This window comes from Alteromonas sp. B31-7, from assembly GCF_015767655.1.
GTDB classification, from domain to species: Bacteria; Pseudomonadota; Gammaproteobacteria; order Enterobacterales; family Alteromonadaceae; genus Alteromonas; species Alteromonas australica.
In genome coordinates, this window is the sequence record NZ_CP065233.1 from 4,432,875 (window position 1) to 4,450,192 (window position 17,318).

General features: G+C 45.7%; 17 protein-coding genes. 11 read left to right on the top strand and 6 right to left on the bottom strand.

The genetic code is table 11. From position 1 onward, the window contains the following. The first annotated feature begins 164 nt into the window (after positions 1-164). Positions 165-614 (top strand): hypothetical protein, encoded by a 450-nt coding sequence (locus IUA53_RS19380; protein ID WP_196897639.1) that lies wholly within the window; start codon positions 165-167, stop codon positions 612-614. Positions 615-620: 6 nt separating this feature from the next. Here IUA53_RS19380 and IUA53_RS19385 read toward each other — a convergent pair whose 3' ends face one another. Next, positions 621-887 carry a TIGR03643 family protein gene (locus tag IUA53_RS19385; protein WP_044058486.1) on the bottom strand — a complete coding sequence of 89 codons (267 nt, stop codon included), beginning with the start codon at positions 885-887 and terminating at the stop codon, positions 621-623. Positions 888-958: 71 nt separating this feature from the next. Beyond that, entirely contained in the window at positions 959-3,091 is a 2,133-nt protein-coding gene (locus IUA53_RS19390) for an exonuclease domain-containing protein (protein WP_044449048.1), read from the bottom strand. A gap of 136 nt (positions 3,092-3,227) precedes the next feature. Here IUA53_RS19390 and IUA53_RS19395 point away from each other — a divergent pair, with 136 nt between their 5' ends. The 3 genes from IUA53_RS19395 (at position 3,228) to IUA53_RS19405 (ending at position 4,568) form a co-directional block, all read left to right on the top strand. Next, positions 3,228-3,419 (top strand): CPXCG motif-containing cysteine-rich protein, encoded by a 192-nt coding sequence (locus IUA53_RS19395; RefSeq protein WP_044058488.1) that lies wholly within the window; start codon positions 3,228-3,230, stop codon positions 3,417-3,419. Continuing rightward, a complete protein-coding gene (locus IUA53_RS19400) occupies positions 3,412-4,050 on the top strand; it encodes a flavin reductase family protein (RefSeq protein ID WP_196897640.1) in 639 nt (212 codons plus the stop codon). Before IUA53_RS19395 ends, IUA53_RS19400 begins: the two co-directional genes overlap by 8 nt. 224 nt (positions 4,051-4,274) lie before the next feature. Further along, positions 4,275-4,568 (top strand): high-potential iron-sulfur protein, encoded by a 294-nt coding sequence (locus tag IUA53_RS19405; protein ID WP_044058490.1) that lies wholly within the window; start codon positions 4,275-4,277, stop codon positions 4,566-4,568. A gap of 74 nt (positions 4,569-4,642) precedes the next feature. Here the strand turns inward: IUA53_RS19405 and IUA53_RS19410 are convergent, their stop codons facing one another. The 3 genes from IUA53_RS19410 to IUA53_RS19420 form a co-directional block, all read right to left on the bottom strand. After that, positions 4,643-5,971, bottom strand: a complete 1,329-nt coding sequence (locus tag IUA53_RS19410; protein WP_196897641.1) for an IS4 family transposase — start codon at positions 5,969-5,971, stop codon at positions 4,643-4,645. A 118-nt stretch (positions 5,972-6,089) separates the two neighbouring features. Continuing rightward, positions 6,090-7,703, bottom strand: a complete 1,614-nt coding sequence (locus tag IUA53_RS19415) for an amidase (RefSeq protein ID WP_196897642.1) — start codon at positions 7,701-7,703, stop codon at positions 6,090-6,092. Positions 7,704-7,789: 86 nt separating this feature from the next. Beyond that, positions 7,790-8,581 carry a substrate-binding periplasmic protein gene (locus IUA53_RS19420; protein ID WP_196897643.1) on the bottom strand — a complete coding sequence of 264 codons (792 nt, stop codon included), beginning with the start codon at positions 8,579-8,581 and terminating at the stop codon, positions 7,790-7,792. Between the two features lie 190 nt (positions 8,582-8,771). Between IUA53_RS19420 and prmA the strand changes: the two genes are divergently transcribed. The 6 genes from prmA (at position 8,772) to purD (ending at position 15,368) form a co-directional block, all read left to right on the top strand. After that, positions 8,772-9,653, top strand: coding sequence for a 50S ribosomal protein L11 methyltransferase (prmA, locus tag IUA53_RS19425; RefSeq protein WP_044058493.1), 882 nt, complete (start codon positions 8,772-8,774; stop codon positions 9,651-9,653). A 237-nt stretch (positions 9,654-9,890) separates the two neighbouring features. Next, a complete protein-coding gene (gene dusB, locus IUA53_RS19430; RefSeq protein WP_044058494.1) occupies positions 9,891-10,889 on the top strand; it encodes a tRNA dihydrouridine synthase DusB in 999 nt (332 codons plus the stop codon). 30 nt (positions 10,890-10,919) lie between these two features. Then, positions 10,920-11,213 (top strand): DNA-binding transcriptional regulator Fis, encoded by a 294-nt coding sequence (fis, locus tag IUA53_RS19435; protein WP_012520109.1) that lies wholly within the window; start codon positions 10,920-10,922, stop codon positions 11,211-11,213. Between the two features lie 82 nt (positions 11,214-11,295). Next, positions 11,296-12,894: a bifunctional phosphoribosylaminoimidazolecarboxamide formyltransferase/IMP cyclohydrolase gene (gene purH / locus IUA53_RS19440; protein ID WP_044059138.1), complete on the top strand. Its 1,599-nt coding sequence runs from the start codon at positions 11,296-11,298 to the stop codon at positions 12,892-12,894. A gap of 338 nt (positions 12,895-13,232) precedes the next feature. Beyond that, on the top strand, positions 13,233-14,045 hold the full coding sequence (locus IUA53_RS19445; protein WP_044449056.1) for a class I SAM-dependent methyltransferase: 813 nt from the start codon (positions 13,233-13,235) through the stop codon (positions 14,043-14,045). Between the two features lie 30 nt (positions 14,046-14,075). After that, on the top strand, positions 14,076-15,368 hold the full coding sequence (purD, locus tag IUA53_RS19450) for a phosphoribosylamine--glycine ligase (RefSeq protein ID WP_044058496.1): 1,293 nt from the start codon (positions 14,076-14,078) through the stop codon (positions 15,366-15,368). Positions 15,369-15,448: 80 nt separating this feature from the next. Here the strand turns inward: purD and IUA53_RS19455 are convergent, their stop codons facing one another. Next, entirely contained in the window at positions 15,449-16,138 is a 690-nt protein-coding gene (locus IUA53_RS19455; protein WP_082053001.1) for a sugar-binding protein, read from the bottom strand. Positions 16,139-16,356: 218 nt separating this feature from the next. Here IUA53_RS19455 and IUA53_RS19460 point away from each other — a divergent pair, with 218 nt between their 5' ends. Then, the gene (locus IUA53_RS19460) at positions 16,357-17,313 is read left to right on the top strand and encodes an ion transporter (RefSeq protein WP_196897644.1); all 957 of its coding nucleotides are present in this window, start codon (positions 16,357-16,359) and stop codon (positions 17,311-17,313) included. Positions 17,314-17,318: the final 5 nt, after the last annotated feature.

Sequence of the window (17,318 nt, forward strand, 5' to 3'; positions counted from 1 at the left end):
CACCAAAGTAAATTACGTATTTTTAACCTTCACACCTTTCATATGCCAGCGCGATTTATTAGTATTGATAGTGAGCACTATCAATAAACGCATTGGTTTTTAATAGTGCTCACGCCGTTCATGTTTTTCCATTTGTATTGATTAAGGTAGAGAAGGTTTCTTCAGTGCCCCAGAGATATACACAACTAAAAGATCAACTTCCTGTTTCTAGACTCACGCTTAACGTGCTGCTCGCCTTACGGCTGATGTATGATGATGTAAACGACGTGGTAAAGCTCGACAGTGATATAGAAGAACTCAATCACTTTCCAGAAAGGCTCAGTGACAGTTACCGTGCGGAATGGGAAAGCTACGTTCGTCGCGCACTCGTTAACGAGTTTAAGCAACATGGCGACGCGTCACCCGCCACTTTCATTGCTTCAATTATGGAACGGGTAGAGGCTGTGCAAGCATCAAACCCTCGCTATGCCGCATTAATGCCTATTATCGAGCGTGCACAACAGGTTAATCACGCTGAAAATACGCACCTTTTTCCGTCACCATGGCGGCAACAAATCATGGCGCTACTGCTGCCGGTTACCGCGGTTACGCCGCCAGACAAAGATAACTCATAATTCCCATTACGCTTTCTTATTAGCACTTTTTACTTTGTATTGAGAAGGGCAATACCCTCTGTCTACCCCTGCTGGACGTAAGCTGGCGTGCTTCGTTTTTCGTCCTGATACTCGTTCTCGCCAGTTCTTAAAGGTCTTATGCCTGAGGTGCGCTCGCATCAACGCAATCACTTCTTTTTCGGGTATTCCATACAAAGCCTCTATGGCTTCAAATGGCGTGCGGTCTTCCCACGCCATTTCAATAATTCGAGATTTGTCTTCTTCGCTGTACATGGCAAAACAACATTCACAATTAGGTACTGCTTTTACGCATTTAGGAATATTTTGTTCACTACACCCAATGATTAAGTACTACTTTCATCGTCTTTTTCGAACGCCAACTTGAGCAGTTCCGCGGCGGCTTTAGCGTCGCTCAACGCGCGGTGATGCCTTTCCATCTTAATATCAAAATGTTGGGTTAAATTTGCAAGGGAATAAGATGTTAAACCAGGATATGTACGTCGCATTTCGCGCACTGTGCACATTTTAGGCCGGCGATAGGTGTGCTCCAATCGAGCAAACTCTTGTTTAATGAAGCCATAATCAAAATTAACGTTGTGGGCCACAAATACAGCGTCTTCCGTGAAAGCATTGATATCTTCTGCAACATCGGCAAACACCGGGGCGGAGGCTACCATTTCATCTGAAATACCCGTTAAACGCGTTATATTGTTTGGAATTCGCCGCATTGGGTTAATTAAGGTTTGATACTGAGCAATCTCTTCACCCGCCACAAGCTTAACCATGCCAATCTCAGTTATCCTGTTATAACTGTTGTTACCACCCGTGGTTTCTATGTCGACCACCACGTAAGGTTGTGCTGGATCTCTCACCCAGTTCACTGTGGTAACCGCCACTTCAAATCCTGCCTGCTGTAAGCGTTGAATAGACACCAGCTGGTTACGCCGTAATTGGTCGCCAGGCGCTTTAATCTCTTCAAAACGTAGGGTGTTATCTAACACCATAATATCGGGAAAGCCATCTCGTAAGTTTTCGAAATCTCGGCTCATCATACGCAATAAATTAAATATTGCGGGCAACTCTCCATGCGTTATCAGGGCGTCTAGGGGCGCGAGTAGGCCACTTGACCACATAAATAAGCTATTCACCTTCCCGTAATGTTGGGTAGCCATTTTGTGTATATGGTGGCGTAGCTTTTGTTTGCTGTTTAGTGCAGTAAGCAACGACTCTATGCTATTTTCAAATTTTGTGTAGAAATTGTTTTGCTTAAGAGAAAGCGGGCGACGGTCAAATTCTGTAACCAGTGTGTCTTCTTCATAAAGCTGCTGCCAAAATGTTAATCCAAACAAGCTGCGCCAAAGCCGGTTTTCGGTACGCCAACCTTGCACGCCTTGTCTTGCATAATAGGCTAAAACGCCCCGCTCTACTTGTTGGTTTTGGCTAACATCTATATCCAGAGATTTGCTTGCGTTACGCAGCATATCGGTCACCGTACTGGTGCGCTTCTTGTGATATTTTCGAGCATAGAAATCCTCGGCGAACGCTAACAGCGTGTCTGATTGCGGGTTGTCTATAATGTGCTCTAGATGCTGTTTTACTGCATCGGTATCGCCCGCTTTGTAGGTTTCTCTAAGCCATTTTTCTTTTGCTTTATCGCTTTGTGCCAATTTAAGAATATCGAGAGCTTTTAACTTATCAAACTCCATTAATTTCATGCCCAAAGCATAAATAAATTGGTCTCGATAAAATGCAGCCGACACACTCTGTACATCAGGAAACGGTAACTTGGCTACTCCAAGTAATGCCGCTTGATCGTAATAGGCCAGCTTGCTGTAGCGATCGGCGTAAAACCACGCCGCTTCTGTATCTTCTTTGCTGTCAAATCGCGCGCTATTGCCAACCGAGTCAGACCGCGTACGCATGACACCCAGATCGCGCATTGAAAACTGATTCAGCCGGCTTTTGGTATTGCCAAAGTAAACAAACAGTAAAAAGCGCAGAGCATTGTCAAACAAGCATACTAAATAATGGTCTAGTGAAAAGCGATCAGGCCACCCATGTAGCGCTATTTCTTGGCGCAACCTTTCAACTAATTTGGGTTTGGTGAGTGCCGATAACCCTTGCGTACTCCCGTAGGTAGCCATGAGTTCGATAATGGCGTCTTTCGTCAGTACGCCCGCCATATCCTGTACCGAGGCATGGGATAAATCACCGAACCACCCGCTTTCAATAAGGCTATCGATTTGCTGTTGCGGGAGTGATATTTCAGCATAATTAAATTGGCTACGATCGATGACGGCGTACTTGCGGTTGGCAGCACGCACCACAATGCACTGTTTATCTTCATCTAAGGCGCAAAAGCGCGTAATAAAGGTATTGGCCTGCTCGGTCAATAAGTGGCCACTCGCCCCATCAAAGAAGCGCAAAAATTCATGAAAGTGGGTTAAATAGTATCGGGGCGGTAAGTCTTTTCGCATTTTAAGGTACTGATCATCGAAACCACCAACAGTGTATATTTATACAGCACACTTAATCAACCCTTTACTTTTTAGCAATCCAGAGCCGCTTTTATCGCGTAAAAGAATAACTCGGGAATTAATGGCGGTGAGAATAATGAGTTTAACGCGTTCCATGGGGTTTTCATGCCCCTATTGCATGGCGCCCAATGAGGTAGAAATAGATGAGATCAACGACGTTGGTCAAGTTCAGGTATTAGATTGCCAAGTATGTTGCCAGCCTATCGAATTGAGAGTGTTCCAACAGGGTGATGACATTGATTTAGAGGCGACCTGCGAAAATGAGTGAACCATTTAATACCTACAAGCTTGACGATATCACCACCATGCCTCAACGCTATCGGGCAAACTTTATCAACAGTTTATCAGGCTTTAAGTCAGCGGCACTGCTTGGTACCACTGATGGAAAAAGTCATAACTTAGCGATTGTAAGTTCGGTGGTACATGTAGGCGCTAATCCTCCTTTACTCGGTATGATAATGCGCCCCCATACGGTACAACGAGACTCATTGAACAATATTAAACAGCAAGGTGTGTACACCCTCAATCATGTTCATACGCAATGGGTAGATAAAGCCCATCAAACCTCAGCCCGCTATCAACCAAAAGAAAGTGAGTTTGAAAAAGTAGGGTTAACGCCCTGGTTTAGCGATAATTTCAACGCACCGTATGTGGCTGAGAGTCATATAAAGATAGGCTTGAAGGTAGAGCAGCATTTTACGTTGTGTAACCAAACAGAGATGGTGATAGGGGCAATTAAAGAAGTACACCTTAATAAGGCCATGATGTCTGAGGACGGTTATGCGGATATCGAACGTGCAGGTAGTGCCTGTATATCTGGCCTTGATAGTTATCATAGTACCCACCGCATTGCGCAGTTTAGCTATGCGAAACCTGACACACCGTTAACCAATAAGTAAACTTTATGGGTGCCATTCATGTCTCATTCATCTAAACAGGCTATAGTTAGATGAATGAGATTTAATCTGGATCAATGAAGTTATTTCGTATTTAGCCGATCCTGACAATGCGCGTTATAGTATAATGTAGTGATAGAAAGAAACCTGCCTACGGGCAGGTTTTTGCGTTTAAAGCCTTGAATAAAAAAGAATCATTCTCGTTATTATCTCACTTGGAGAGAATTATGAAATCTGTAAACCGTCGCGACTTTTTGAAGTTGTCAGGGACAAGCTTAATAGGGCTAACCTTAGGTAGTGTTGCACTTCGCGCTCAGGCGCAAGAGCAACTTCAAGCGGATGATCCAACAGCCAAAGCACTTAACTACACCCCAGCCTCAACGGTTGACGGCGCACAGTGCAAAAATTGTATGTATGTACAAGGCGCAGATGGTGAAAACTATCGCCCTTGTGCGTTATTCCCCAATAAATTGGTTAACGCCAATGGCTGGTGTAGTGCTTGGGTTAAACGCCCCAGCTAAGACAGTGACAACAGGGCAAGTTAGTTAGCCTTTAGGTAACTGGCGTAGCCCCATTAGTGGGTAATGCCAGTCAGTTAAGCTGACTGGCATTTTTTCTTTTTGAGAGGATATTTCTTGGGTTTTGGCTTAACCCATCTTGGATAACACCTGTCCTCGCGCCTCGGCGGAAGTAAGCAGTATCCCATCTGAGTAAGTAAAGCATTGTATATTTTTGGTATGTTCCCCGGGCTACTCATAGATACAGTAACGAAGAAGTGCGTAATGGCCATAGCGCAACTTGTAAAGCTGAGTTGATTCGGTAATACACCGCCTAGTTTATTCGCCGCCGCAGTCATACCTTGTCTGATTAAGTTGTAACATAATAGAACGCCCCATAACTCTTGCCTTATCATGTCTGGGCGTTTACTTCTCAGCGTATACTCATTGTTCAGTAGTGACTGCTTCATCTCGCGATAACCCAGTTCAATCTCCCAGCGATATCGATACAACTCTACCATCTCGTCGCTAGGAAAACGCAATGGGTCCACCATTGATGACAACATCCTATACGTTTTTCCTTTAATAGTTTTGGTTACTAATCTAGCTTCTATAAATTCAGGTAAATCTTCGAACTTCTTTCTTGCCTGAGGCGTGCACGCTAGGCGTATATGCTTGTCTTGCTTACTAAAGCTGCTTATCACTTCGTATCGAAGGTCTTTTCTAGCAGGTATCATCCAATGCCTTTGCTCACCAGCTTGGTGCCAACGGTTTAGTAAGCCAAGCGAGTAGTACCCTTTATCGAATAGTGTTAAAGAATGGTCAGGGGTTGTTTCTACTAGCTCCTCTGCCAACTTCATTTCATTGGTACGATAGCCTGCAAAAGCGCTATTTATAAGCTGATGGCTAGTAATCTCCATATGACAGACCATACGGATTTGGGGGTAAATATTTTCACTATGCTGATTACTTTGCGTTTCAAACACCTTATGATTTTCTGGTGTATCGGCGGTTCGCCAAACGACACCATCCACAGCAAGTAAATTGAGTCCCGCCCAACGCTCAAACCGCGTAGACTCATAGCTATTTTTTGCCATCAAACGAAACACTTCTCGCACTGCATCTTCTCCTAATCGTTGCCTAGCTTGAACCATTGCGCTTGGTGCAACTAAAGCCTTTTTATCTGGCAGCATGATGTCCATCTGCGTCGCGATATTCCAGACAGATTCTTGCCGATACAGTGCCATGCCAACAATTGACCAGAGTACTGTTTCTAAAGGCAGCCTTCGTTTACGAATAGTAGCGACACCTGCTTGTTCGAAGCCTTGCTTAATAAGCTCTGGAGAAAGAAGCTCCGCATATTTTTCAAAGGTGTGAAAATTGTCTGAAGACTTAAAAACATTCGCTAATTCGCTTTCAAAACGCATAAAAAAATCCGATATCAGAACCTGATATCGGATTTTGAACCGTTAAAAAGATCGGTCAACCGATCGTTAAATTATTTCTTAACTGATCGGCATTACCCATTAGTGGGGCTTTTTAGTTTTACTGTCCACTCACAATATCTTCAAGTTCAGGGCTTTCCAAACGGCTTGGTAATAAACCTGGTTTTACATAAGCGCCATGCTTGGCTTCAAAAACACTGCCTATACGCAAAACTTTTTCATCTTGCCATTTACTGCCTATAAAACTTAATCCTACCGGTAATTGTTTTACCTCACCTGCCGGTACGGTTAAATGTGGGTATCCAGCAATGGCGGCTAAATAGCCAATTCCAATAAAGCCAACTGGCGAATGATCACCATAGACACCATCAATCAAAAAGGCGGGGCTATTTGAAGGCGCGACCAATATGTCCACCCCATTGTCCTGCATGAGTTTATCAATGCCATTTGTACCCGCCGTATTTTGCACTAAGCTTAATGCACTTTTGTATTCATCACTGTCGATGGCCGGCGCGGCTAGGGACTTTTCAAAAATATCTTGGTTGAAAAGCACGAGCTCTTTCTTGTCGGTTTTATTAAACGCAATAAGCGCTTCTAAATTGCGAGTAGGAATATCCGCGGGGCTATCCGCTAAATACGCATCAATTGTATGATGAAACTCACTGAGCAGCACGGTGTACGAATCAGACCAAAAGCTGTCTGGTTGCTCAAAATCATTAATATCAACCAATTCTGCGCCCGCGGCTTCTAGAGTTTCTAGCGCATTTTCATACACCGAAAGTACATGTGGGTTGTCGCCCTGACGATAGCGTACTACGCCAACACGTATGCCTTTTAGATCCGTGGCCAACATACTTTCTTCGAGGGAAGGCAACAGGTGATCTTCTGCATCGGCGGTAGCGGCGTCTTTAACATCCACGCCATCCATGACCGAAGCCATTAACCACGCGTCGTTAACATTGGCGGTCATTGGCCCTGCGGTATCTTGTGAGGATGAAATAGGCACTATATAAGAACGTGAAAGCAAACCAACGGTAGGCTTAAACCCCACAATTCCATTCATAGATGATGGGCAGATAATAGAGCCATTGGTTTCTGTTCCTACCGCTAAAGAGCTTAGCCTTAGCGCCATCGCTGCCCCTGAACCGGATGACGAGCCGCAAGCGGTGCGCGACAGCAAATGAGGATTACGGGTCAATCCACCCACTGCGCTCCAACCACTGATAGAAGATTCCGACCGAAAGTTTGCCCACTCAGATAAGTTCGTTTTACCTAAGATTATGGCGCCTGCCGCTTTTAAGTTGGCAACAATAGGGGCATCGCGACCTGTACGGTTGTTAACAAGCGCCATAGAACCGGCTGTTGTCGGCAACTCACTGGCTTCAATATTATCCTTTAATAATACCGGTATACCATGCAATGGGCCGGTGAAAGTGCCTTTCTGCGCTTGTTCATCGGCAGCTTTCGCTTGTGCAATGGCATTCGAGTTAAGCACTAAGATACTGTTTACTTTTTTGTCCCGCTCTTCTATACGCGCTAAATAACCGGTAACAAGTTGTTCAGAGGTAAGCGTACCGTTTCTGATGGCCTGTGCCTGCTCTGCAGCAGGCTTATCTAGCCATGTGTTGGTAACACTGGGGGCTGTGTCATTCGACTGAGCTTTGCAACCTACCACCACTATTGCTACTGCTGCAATTAAGAGTTTGAGCTTCATTATGTATTTCCCTGTTATTGTTTTTTATTTGTCGTTTTATACAGCATGCGACATATATAGTTCACAGGTCAACAAACATACAGAAACTAACGAAAGTTTAAAGGCTGGACAGGAGTAAGGGGTAAGGCTTCTTGTCGAATAGGGGTAAAAAGCAAGTTTTCTAAACCGAAATTATCAAGCAATGCTTGATAGCGGCCGTCGGCAATGAAACGCGCTAGTGTTGTGTTGAACTGATGACGTAACGCTGGGTCAGGGATGGCTGCACTATAGGTACTGACGGGAAAGATTTCATGAATTTGGGTAGCATACTGTTGTTTTTTTGGAAACTGGCTTTTTATATAGTGAAATATGTTTCTATCGAGAATAGCCACATCAACGCTACCAAGCAGTAGCAAACTGACTTGGCGTTTCTGCTCAGCCAACTCTAAGTAAGTGGGTTGCTGGTCAACCACGTTAAAAAATGCTTCCCCCAGTATCGACTTCGCCGTTTGAAAAGCAATAATGCTTTTCCCTGATAGGTCTTGCAAGTTTGAAATAGTGAGGTGACGCTCCTGCAGAGTTACTGCCACATTTTGATAGGCAATATACTCATTTGATAAAAGCGCTGGGTCAATATCATGCCGAGGAGTTAAGGTAAGGCCCACATCAACACTGCCAGAATTAACAATGCGAGCCGTTCGGCCAAACGGCACATAAATAGGGGTTATTTCATACCCCATCTCCGTAAAGATAGCTCGCACTAACTCCACTTCAAAACCAGAATTTTGCGCTGCTATAACATAGGGCGGTTTGTCCCAGCCAACCACAACATCAAGCCGCTTCCCGTAAGAAGCCGACGTAACAAGCAGTAGTAAAAGCAAAATAAGTGAGCGGCGCATGCAGTTATTCAGTTAAGGAACTCATTATTGAGTGTATAAACTCAGGGCGTTTTCACCATTACCTAAAAGACTAAAATATCGGCAGTTCGCCGTTTAAACCCGTTAACCTTCATAAGTTTCTGGGCCTGAACTTCGCATTGCGACTTATTGGCTGTACAATAACTGCAAACCTCCAAACACTCTATTTCACATGGCCTGGCTACAACTACGAATTAACACCACCTCTGAACATGCTGACGCCATCGGCGATATGTTAAGCGCAAATGGCTCACAAGCTGTTACTTTTGTAGACGCGAAAGATACCCCTATGTATGAACCTAAGCCGGGCGAAGTTTTGTTGTGGCCAGATACGCAAGTAGTGGGTTTATTCGACGCTTCAGACGATATGAAACGTATCATAGATCGGCTCGGTAAAGCCCGCGTATTAGGAGCAGACTTTAAATACAAACTCGAACCTCTTGAAGACAAAGACTGGGAAAGAGAATGGATGGATAACTTCCACCCTATGCAGTTTGGCGAGCGCTTGTGGATTTGCCCAAGTTGGAGAGACGTGCCAGACCCTAATGCGGTGAATGTGATGTTAGACCCTGGCCTTGCCTTCGGTACCGGCACTCATCCAACAACCGCTCTCTGTTTGCGTTGGCTAGATGGGATAGACGTTAAAGATAAAACAGTGGTGGATTTTGGCTGTGGCTCGGGCATTTTAGCACTGGCGGCCCTTAAACTTGGCGCCAAGCGTGTTATTGGTATTGATATAGACCCACAAGCACTGCAGGCTACCGAAGAAAATGCTCGTCGCAATGATGTTGCCTCGCGGTTAGATGTTTACCTCCCCGAAAATCAACCGCAAATAGAAGCCGACATTGTGATGGCCAACATCCTGTCTGGTCCATTGCTTGAACTCCAACCTGTAATTGCTGATTTTTGTCAAGCAGACGGCCTTCTTGTCCTTTCCGGCATATTGGCAGAGCAAGTTCCCAAAATAGAAGCGGCTTACCGTACACAATTTACCCTCGATAAAAGTGCAATTGATGGAGAGTGGGCGAGAGTATCTGGTAAGAAGCACCCCTAAAGCGTAAATTTTTTGTTATTGAAACCCTTTTAGGGCGCGGCCTATGCGCCCTTTGAATATTTTTTAGCCAGCAAACCGGCACTAGACTCCTAATGTGACAGTTTTTTTTCACTGTCAAGCCCACTAAGTGAAATTTTGTGTGATTTTTAGCCTTTTCAAGTATTGCGAAAACGCGTACACTTAGCGCCCCGTTTTAGCGGGGTGTATATTTTATGTGCAGTTCTTTGATGGCGATTTATGCGTATTGGTCCTTACACGTTAGAAAACAATTTGATGTTGGCACCAATGGCAGGCGTAACGGATAGACCGTTTCGTCAGCTGTGCAAACGCATGGGCGCAGGCCTCGTGGTTTCGGAAATGCTGTCTAGCAATCCGAAGGTATGGAATACCGCTAAATCACTAGCCCGAATGAATCATGAAGGCGAAGATGGCATTCGCTCTGTACAAATTGCAGGTGCTGATCCTGAACTTATGGCACAAGCGGCACAATTTAATGTTGATAACGGTGCGCAAATTATTGATATCAACATGGGTTGTCCTGCGAAGAAAGTGAATAAGAAGCTAGCAGGCTCTGCTTTATTACAGTATCCAGAAACAGTGGAACGCATTATTCAAGCCGTGGTTAACGCGGTTGACGTACCTGTAACGCTGAAAATTCGAACCGGCTGGAATCCAGAAAATCGCAATGGGGTAGAGATTGCCCGTATTGCAGAGCAAAACGGCATACAGTCGCTTGCAGTTCATGGCAGAACACGAGCTTGTATGTATAAAGGGGAAGCAGAATATGACACCATTCGCCAAATAAAGGCGGCAATTTCAATTCCTGTTATTGCAAATGGTGACATTACTTCTCCAGAGAAAGCACAAGAGGTGCTGAATTACACTGGCGCAGATGGTGTGATGGTAGGGCGCGGAGCTCAAGGTAACCCTTGGATTTTTAAGCAAATCCAACATTTCCTTGAAACTGGCGAGAACCTAGCGTCGCCACCACTGTCTGAACAATACGAGATCTTGCATGAGCATGTTGCAAATGTGCAGAACTTTTATGGTGACGTGGCCGGTGTAAGAATTGCCCGAAAGCACGTGGGCTGGTATCTCGCGGAGCATGATACGGATCGTCAGTTTCGTAAAACGTTCAACGCTATAGATTGCGCGAAGGCGCAACTTGAAGCATTAGACACTTATTTTCAATCGTTGCAGAACACGGAAACCCGACAGATTTCCCCTGCAGCATAGTGATGACTAACTTAAGAGCAACACAGTATTATGTTCGATCAAAACGTGACTTCACCTTTTACTACTACAGTAACTACGCCTTCTCAAACGCAAGCTCAAAAGCCATTGCGTGACTCAGTTAAGCAAGCGGTTAACAAGTACCTAAAACAGCTAGACAACGCCAACATCGACAACTTGTACGAAATGGTGCTTGCCGAAGTTGAAGCGCCGCTGCTTGAGGAAGTCATGACCTACACCCGCGGCAACCAAACCCGCGCCGCCATCATGATGGGCATCAACCGTGGCACACTTCGCAAGAAGCTAAAGCAATACGGCATGAACTAAAATCCTAAGGGCATTGCCCGCCAAAGAGCACCAATCGGTGCTCTTTTTGTTTCAACACTACAACTTTGAAGCTAATACATTTATGCAAACACCAAAACCCATTAAACGTGCTCTTTTAAGTGTCTCTGATAAAACCGGTATCCTTGATTTCGCCACCGCGCTGCATAACGCTGGGGTAGAACTTCTGTCGACGGGCGGTACTGCGAAACTGCTAGCTAACGCAGGCTTACCTGTGATTGAGGTGTCTGAACATACTGGCCATCCAGAAATTATGGCCGGACGTGTAAAAACCCTTCACCCTAAAATTCATGGTGGCATCCTTGCACGCCGTGGCACCGACGAAGCCGTCATGGCAGAAAACAACATTGCTCCTATCGATTTAGTGGTAGTGAACCTTTATCCCTTTGCCGCCACCGTGGCAAACGAAGACTGCACATTAGAAGATGCCATTGAGAACATTGATATCGGTGGCCCAACAATGGTGCGCGCGGCAGCGAAAAACCATAAAGACGTGACTATTGTGGTGAACGCCTCTGATTATGGTCGTGTGTTAGCAGAAATGAACGATAACAATGGCTCACTCACCTACAGCACCCGTTTCGACCTAGCCATTAAAGCCTTTGAACATACCGCAGAATACGACGGCATGATTGCTAACTACTTCGGCGCACGTTTAGACAGCACTGAATGCGAAGCCGATTGCGACCACCAGCACAGCGAATTTCCGCGCACGTACAACATGCAGCTGACCAAGAAGCAAGATCTTCGTTACGGTGAAAATAGTCACCAAGAAGCGGCATTTTATGTTGAGAACGACATTCAAGAAGCCTCTGTGGCTACAGCAACCCAGCTTCAAGGTAAAGAGCTGTCTTTCAACAACATCGCCGATACCGATGCAGCGCTAGAGTGTGTGAAAGAATTTGAACAGCCTGCATGCGTTATCGTTAAACATGCAAACCCGTGTGGTGTGGCGATTGGTGAAGACATCCTTAGTGCTTATGACCGTGCGTTTAAAACCGACCCTACGTCAGCGTTTGGCGGCATTATTGCTTTTAACCGCGAACTTGATGCGAAAACCGCGCAAGCGATTGTAGACCGTCAGTTCGTCGAAGTGATTATTGCACCAACGGTCAGTGATGAAGCGAAAGAAGTTGTGACCGCGAAGAAAAATGTACGTCTTCTCGCCTGTGGCGACTGGGCAGGTCAGCTTACTGAAGGGTACGATTTTAAGCGGGTTAATGGCGGCTTGCTTGTTCAAGAGCGCGACTTTGGCATGGTTGAAATGGAAGACCTGGAAGTAGTGACTAAGCGTAAGCCATCTGAAGACGAACTCCGCGACCTGATGTTCTGCTGGAAAGTAGCGAAATACGTGAAGTCTAACGCCATCGTTTACTGCAAAGACGGCATGACAGTAGGCGTAGGCGCAGGCCAAATGAGCCGTGTTTATTCTGCAAAGATTGCAGGCATTAAAGCGGCTGACGAAAACCTAGAAGTGGCCGGCTCTGTAATGGCATCTGATGCATTCTTCCCGTTCCGCGACGGTATTGACGCTGCCGCTGAAGCTGGCATTAAAGCAGTTATTCAGCCAGGCGGCTCTATGCGTGACCAAGAAGTGATTGATGCAGCTGATGAACACGGCATTGCCATGGTATTCACCGGCATGCGCCACTTCCGTCACTAAAAAGCATATAAGCGCGCTTAGTACGGTTGCTTTAACGCGATAACAAACACGCAGTATGCCAATATTTTAAAGCGTACTGCGTGTTTTATCTCTTCCCATGAAAGCGATACATGCTTTTTAAGATTACGATACCTAAGCGACAAAGGTGCGAATTATTCTGCTGAGGCGTAAGTGTAGCTAAGGGTCAGCTGATAGGCTTGATCTGACCTGTGGTAATTTGTAGTAATAGTGTTACGCGGGCCTGTTAACCTTTGCTTTGCCATTTTGCATAACAAAGGCCGACAGCCCCTAAAAATGTTATGTTATTTGCCTACCCTCGACAGAAAAAGGAAATAAGAATGAAAAAGTTAGCCCAACTTGTATTAGCTGCAACACTTGGTGTTACCGCCACTTATGCCAGCGCCGATGCTATTTCAGATGCAGCCATGAGTGACATTCGTTCAGAAAAAGCGAAAGCCCGTGATGAATATCGTCATCCTCAACAAACCCTTCGCTTTTTTGGCTTAAAGCCTGATATGACTGTAGTAGAAGTCTCTCCAGGTGGTGGTTGGTATGCCGACATTCTTTACTCTGTCGTAAAAGAGGAAGGCAAATACGTTGCCGCGCATTTTTATGTTGATGACTCAAGTAGCGATTACTACAAAAAGTCAGTGAAAGGGTTTAAAGAAAAAACCAAGCCAGGCATGAAATACGAAGGCGCAGAAGTGACCGCTTTCGACCCGATGAAAGCACTGGATATCGCAAAAGCAGGCAGTGCCGATATGGTGCTCACCTTTCGTAACGTTCACAACTGGTATATGGGCCACGGTGAGGAAGGCATTAACAATGCATTCGGTGCCTTTTTCAAAGCGCTTAAGCCAGGTGGCGTATTAGGGGTAGTAGAACACGAATTACCAGAAAGTGCAGACGTTGAAGCCATGAAGAAAAGTGGTTACATGAAACGCTCATACATTGTTGCGGCGGCGGAAAAAGCAGGATTTGTGCTTGAAGCAAGCAGCGATGTTAATGCGAACCCTATGGATACAGCAGACCACCCTCGTGGTGTGTGGACATTGCCTCCTCGTTTAGCACTTGAAGAGCAAGATCGCGACAAATACCTTGCTATTGGCGAGAGTAATCGCATGACGTTAAAATTCAAAAAGCCAAATTAATACAACTCAAAGTTTAAAACGGAATAGTTAATGAACGTACTTGTCATTGGCGGCGGTGGCCGCGAGCACGCGTTAGCCTACAAAGCAGCGCAGTCTTCTGATGTATCAACGGTATTCGTTGCTCCGGGTAATGCCGGCACCGCTACCGAACCTAAGGTAGAGAACGTGGCTATTGATGTTAACGACATCGCTGGTCTTGTGTCTTTCGCTCAAGGTAACGACGTAGCGCTTACTATTGTAGGCCCAGAAGCACCGCTAGTTGCAGGCGTAGTCGATGCGTTCACTAACGAAGGGCTAATGATATTTGGGCCTACCCAAGCTGCAGCGCAGCTTGAAGGCTCAAAAGCCTTCACCAAAGACTTTCTCGCTCGTCACAACATCCCTACGGCTGAATACCAAAACTTCACTGAAATAGCCCCCGCTCTTGCTTATGTGCGTGAGAAAGGTGCCCCCATCGTAGTTAAAGCAGACGGCCTAGCCGCGGGTAAAGGCGTTATCGTCGCCATGACCCTTGAGGAAGCCGAAGATGCCATTCGCGATATGCTAGCAGGAAATGCGTTCGGTGAAGCAGGCAGCCGCGTGGTTATTGAAGAGTTCTTAGACGGTGAAGAAGCGTCTTTCATTGTTATGGTCGATGGCAAGAATGTACTGCCTTTTGCCACCAGCCAAGACCATAAACGCGCAGCCGATGGCGACAAAGGCCCGAACACTGGCGGTATGGGAGCATATTCTCCAGCCCCAGTAGTGACCCCTGACATTCATGACCGTATTATGAATGAAGTGATTATGCCAACGGTAGATGGCATGGCCTCAGAAGGTAATGACTACGTAGGTTTCTTATACGCAGGGCTTATGATTATGGCTGACGGCACGCCGAAGGTCATTGAGTACAACTGCCGCTTCGGCGATCCAGAAACGCAACCGATTATGCTACGTTTAAAGTCAGATATTGTGCCTTTATGTCAAGCTGCATGTCGAGGTGAGCTAGCCGGCAAAACCATTGAGTTTGATGAGCGTGCGTCTGTGGGCGTGGTGCTAGCAGCGGGTGGTTACCCTGGCAGTTATAATAAAGGTGATGAGATCACAGGCTTTGAAGATGCCGCCAAACTAGATGGCAAAGTATTCCATGCGGGAACAGCCCTTGAAGACGGTAAAGTGGTGACCGCTGGAGGCCGTGTATTATGTGCCACTGCGCTAGGTCACAATGTTACCGAAGCGCAACAAAACGCTTATACACTGCTTAAAACCATTCAATTTAAAGATGTGTATTTTCGCAACGACATTGCCCATCGCGCGATTGCTCGCGAAGCAGAGGCCAGCTAGTGGTTAGCCTTTAACGAGAAATAACGACAAATAACACAAAAGCGCTAACCCAGTAGGTAGCGCTTTTTTTATGCCAACCCTTAACGACTTTTCAATATCAGCTTGCCAAAGACAGAAGCATCCTTAAAGCCTAAGTTCTTGTCGCCATTCACTGGGGTAATTTCATGGGATCCCATGAAATGTTCTCTGTCTTTTCCATCAGCATCACAATACGCCAACATAAAGCCAAGTTGCATCCCTTTTTTAAGGGTGAGTGGCGAGTTGTCTTTTCCGTGCTGATAGCTATCATCAAATACGCGGATGGCGGCTTCCCAGTAAACAAGAAACGGCGGGGTAAGATCACGCTTCCAGGCGCTGTCTACATGATCGTTATATAACTGAGCCACAGCGTCACCATTTTCATCAGGGCCAATATCTACCACTTGATTATCAAGGGCAAGGTGATAAGCAAAAGCATTGTAGTTATTAAAGTGATCGCCACCAGAACCATCGGCATCAATAAAGATTTCTAGGCAATCATCATCCCAGTAACGCTCTAAAGGGTCTGCATAGGTATCTGAGAGGTGGTCATCTTGAATTTCTGCAAGCAAATATAGGGCACGCTCGTCCCAGCGAAGCTTATAGCGACCCGAAAAATCCGTGGCTTCTGGCAGCGTTCCCCACATCTGGGATGACATGACATTCCACTTAACGTCTTTCCATGCGTCATCATCTGCAATGCCGTCAATGACCGGAGGCGTGGAAACATACGCAGCTTCATCCTCTGTCATATTGGCAAACGTTGCCCCTGATGCCAATACTGAATAAATGAATACTGCCTTGGTGAGTGTATTAAATACCGGCTTGAACCGCTTTCGAGTCATTGAATTTGCTCCGTATGGTTTCACTACAAACGTAAGGTCGACTATATACCCTCTGCGTACAAATACCAATTTGCCACGGTTGTTGGTATAAAGTGACTATTCCATGCCTTTTACGCACTCGGTATATGTCATTTCAACGCACTTGTTACAATATACTTACCCCTCATAGCGATGCACATGAGTTTAAAACACTGAGTAAGATTTTTGATTTTGCTCTGGTGATACTTATTCTCGTTAATGTGGGCGCGATGATGCTTGAAACCGTGCCAGGCTTATCACCAACATGGCAGCGCGAACTTCATACTATTGAAATCGTATCTGTACTTATATTTACTGTGGAATATCTCTTACGTGTATACAGCAGTGCGGCAGCGCCCTCCCGCCATGGAGAAGAGAGGCGTAGTGCGAAGAAAAAACGCTGGAACTACCTTAAAAGTCCTATGGCTGTGATCGACCTTATGGCCATTTTACCCTTCTATTTAAGTATGTTTGTGGCCTTAGACTTGCGTATTTTGCGGGTATTTAGAGTCATGCGAATTTTAAAAATTGGCCGCTATTCGCGCTCAATGCAAACTTTGCTCACTGTATTAAGAAATGAGGCCCATAGTTTAGGTGCCGCCATCAGTGTTTTATTCGTGTTTACTGTTATTGCGGCAACCTGCATCTATTACATTGAACACACCGCTCAACCAGAGGTTTTTAGCAGCATTCCCGCGTCATTGTGGTGGGCGCTGGTAACACTCACCACAGTAGGCTACGGTGACGCCGTTCCTATCACCACATTAGGTAAAGTGTTTGGTGGATTCATTACAATTATGGGCATTTGTTTCTATGCGCTACCTGCTGGTATTTTATCTTCTAGCTATACCGCACAAATGCAACTTAAAAGAGACAGATTCACAGACACGGTTCGTACCGCATTAGACGATGGCCATTTAAGCGAACACGATAAAGGGCACATCGAACGTGTTCGCGATTTGTTAGACCTCGATGAAGAAGAAGCTCATCTCATCGTGCGCCTTCTTCAGCACCACCATAGCACGTCTCCAAACCCTAACGCCGACAAGAAGCCGCATACATAGACGCC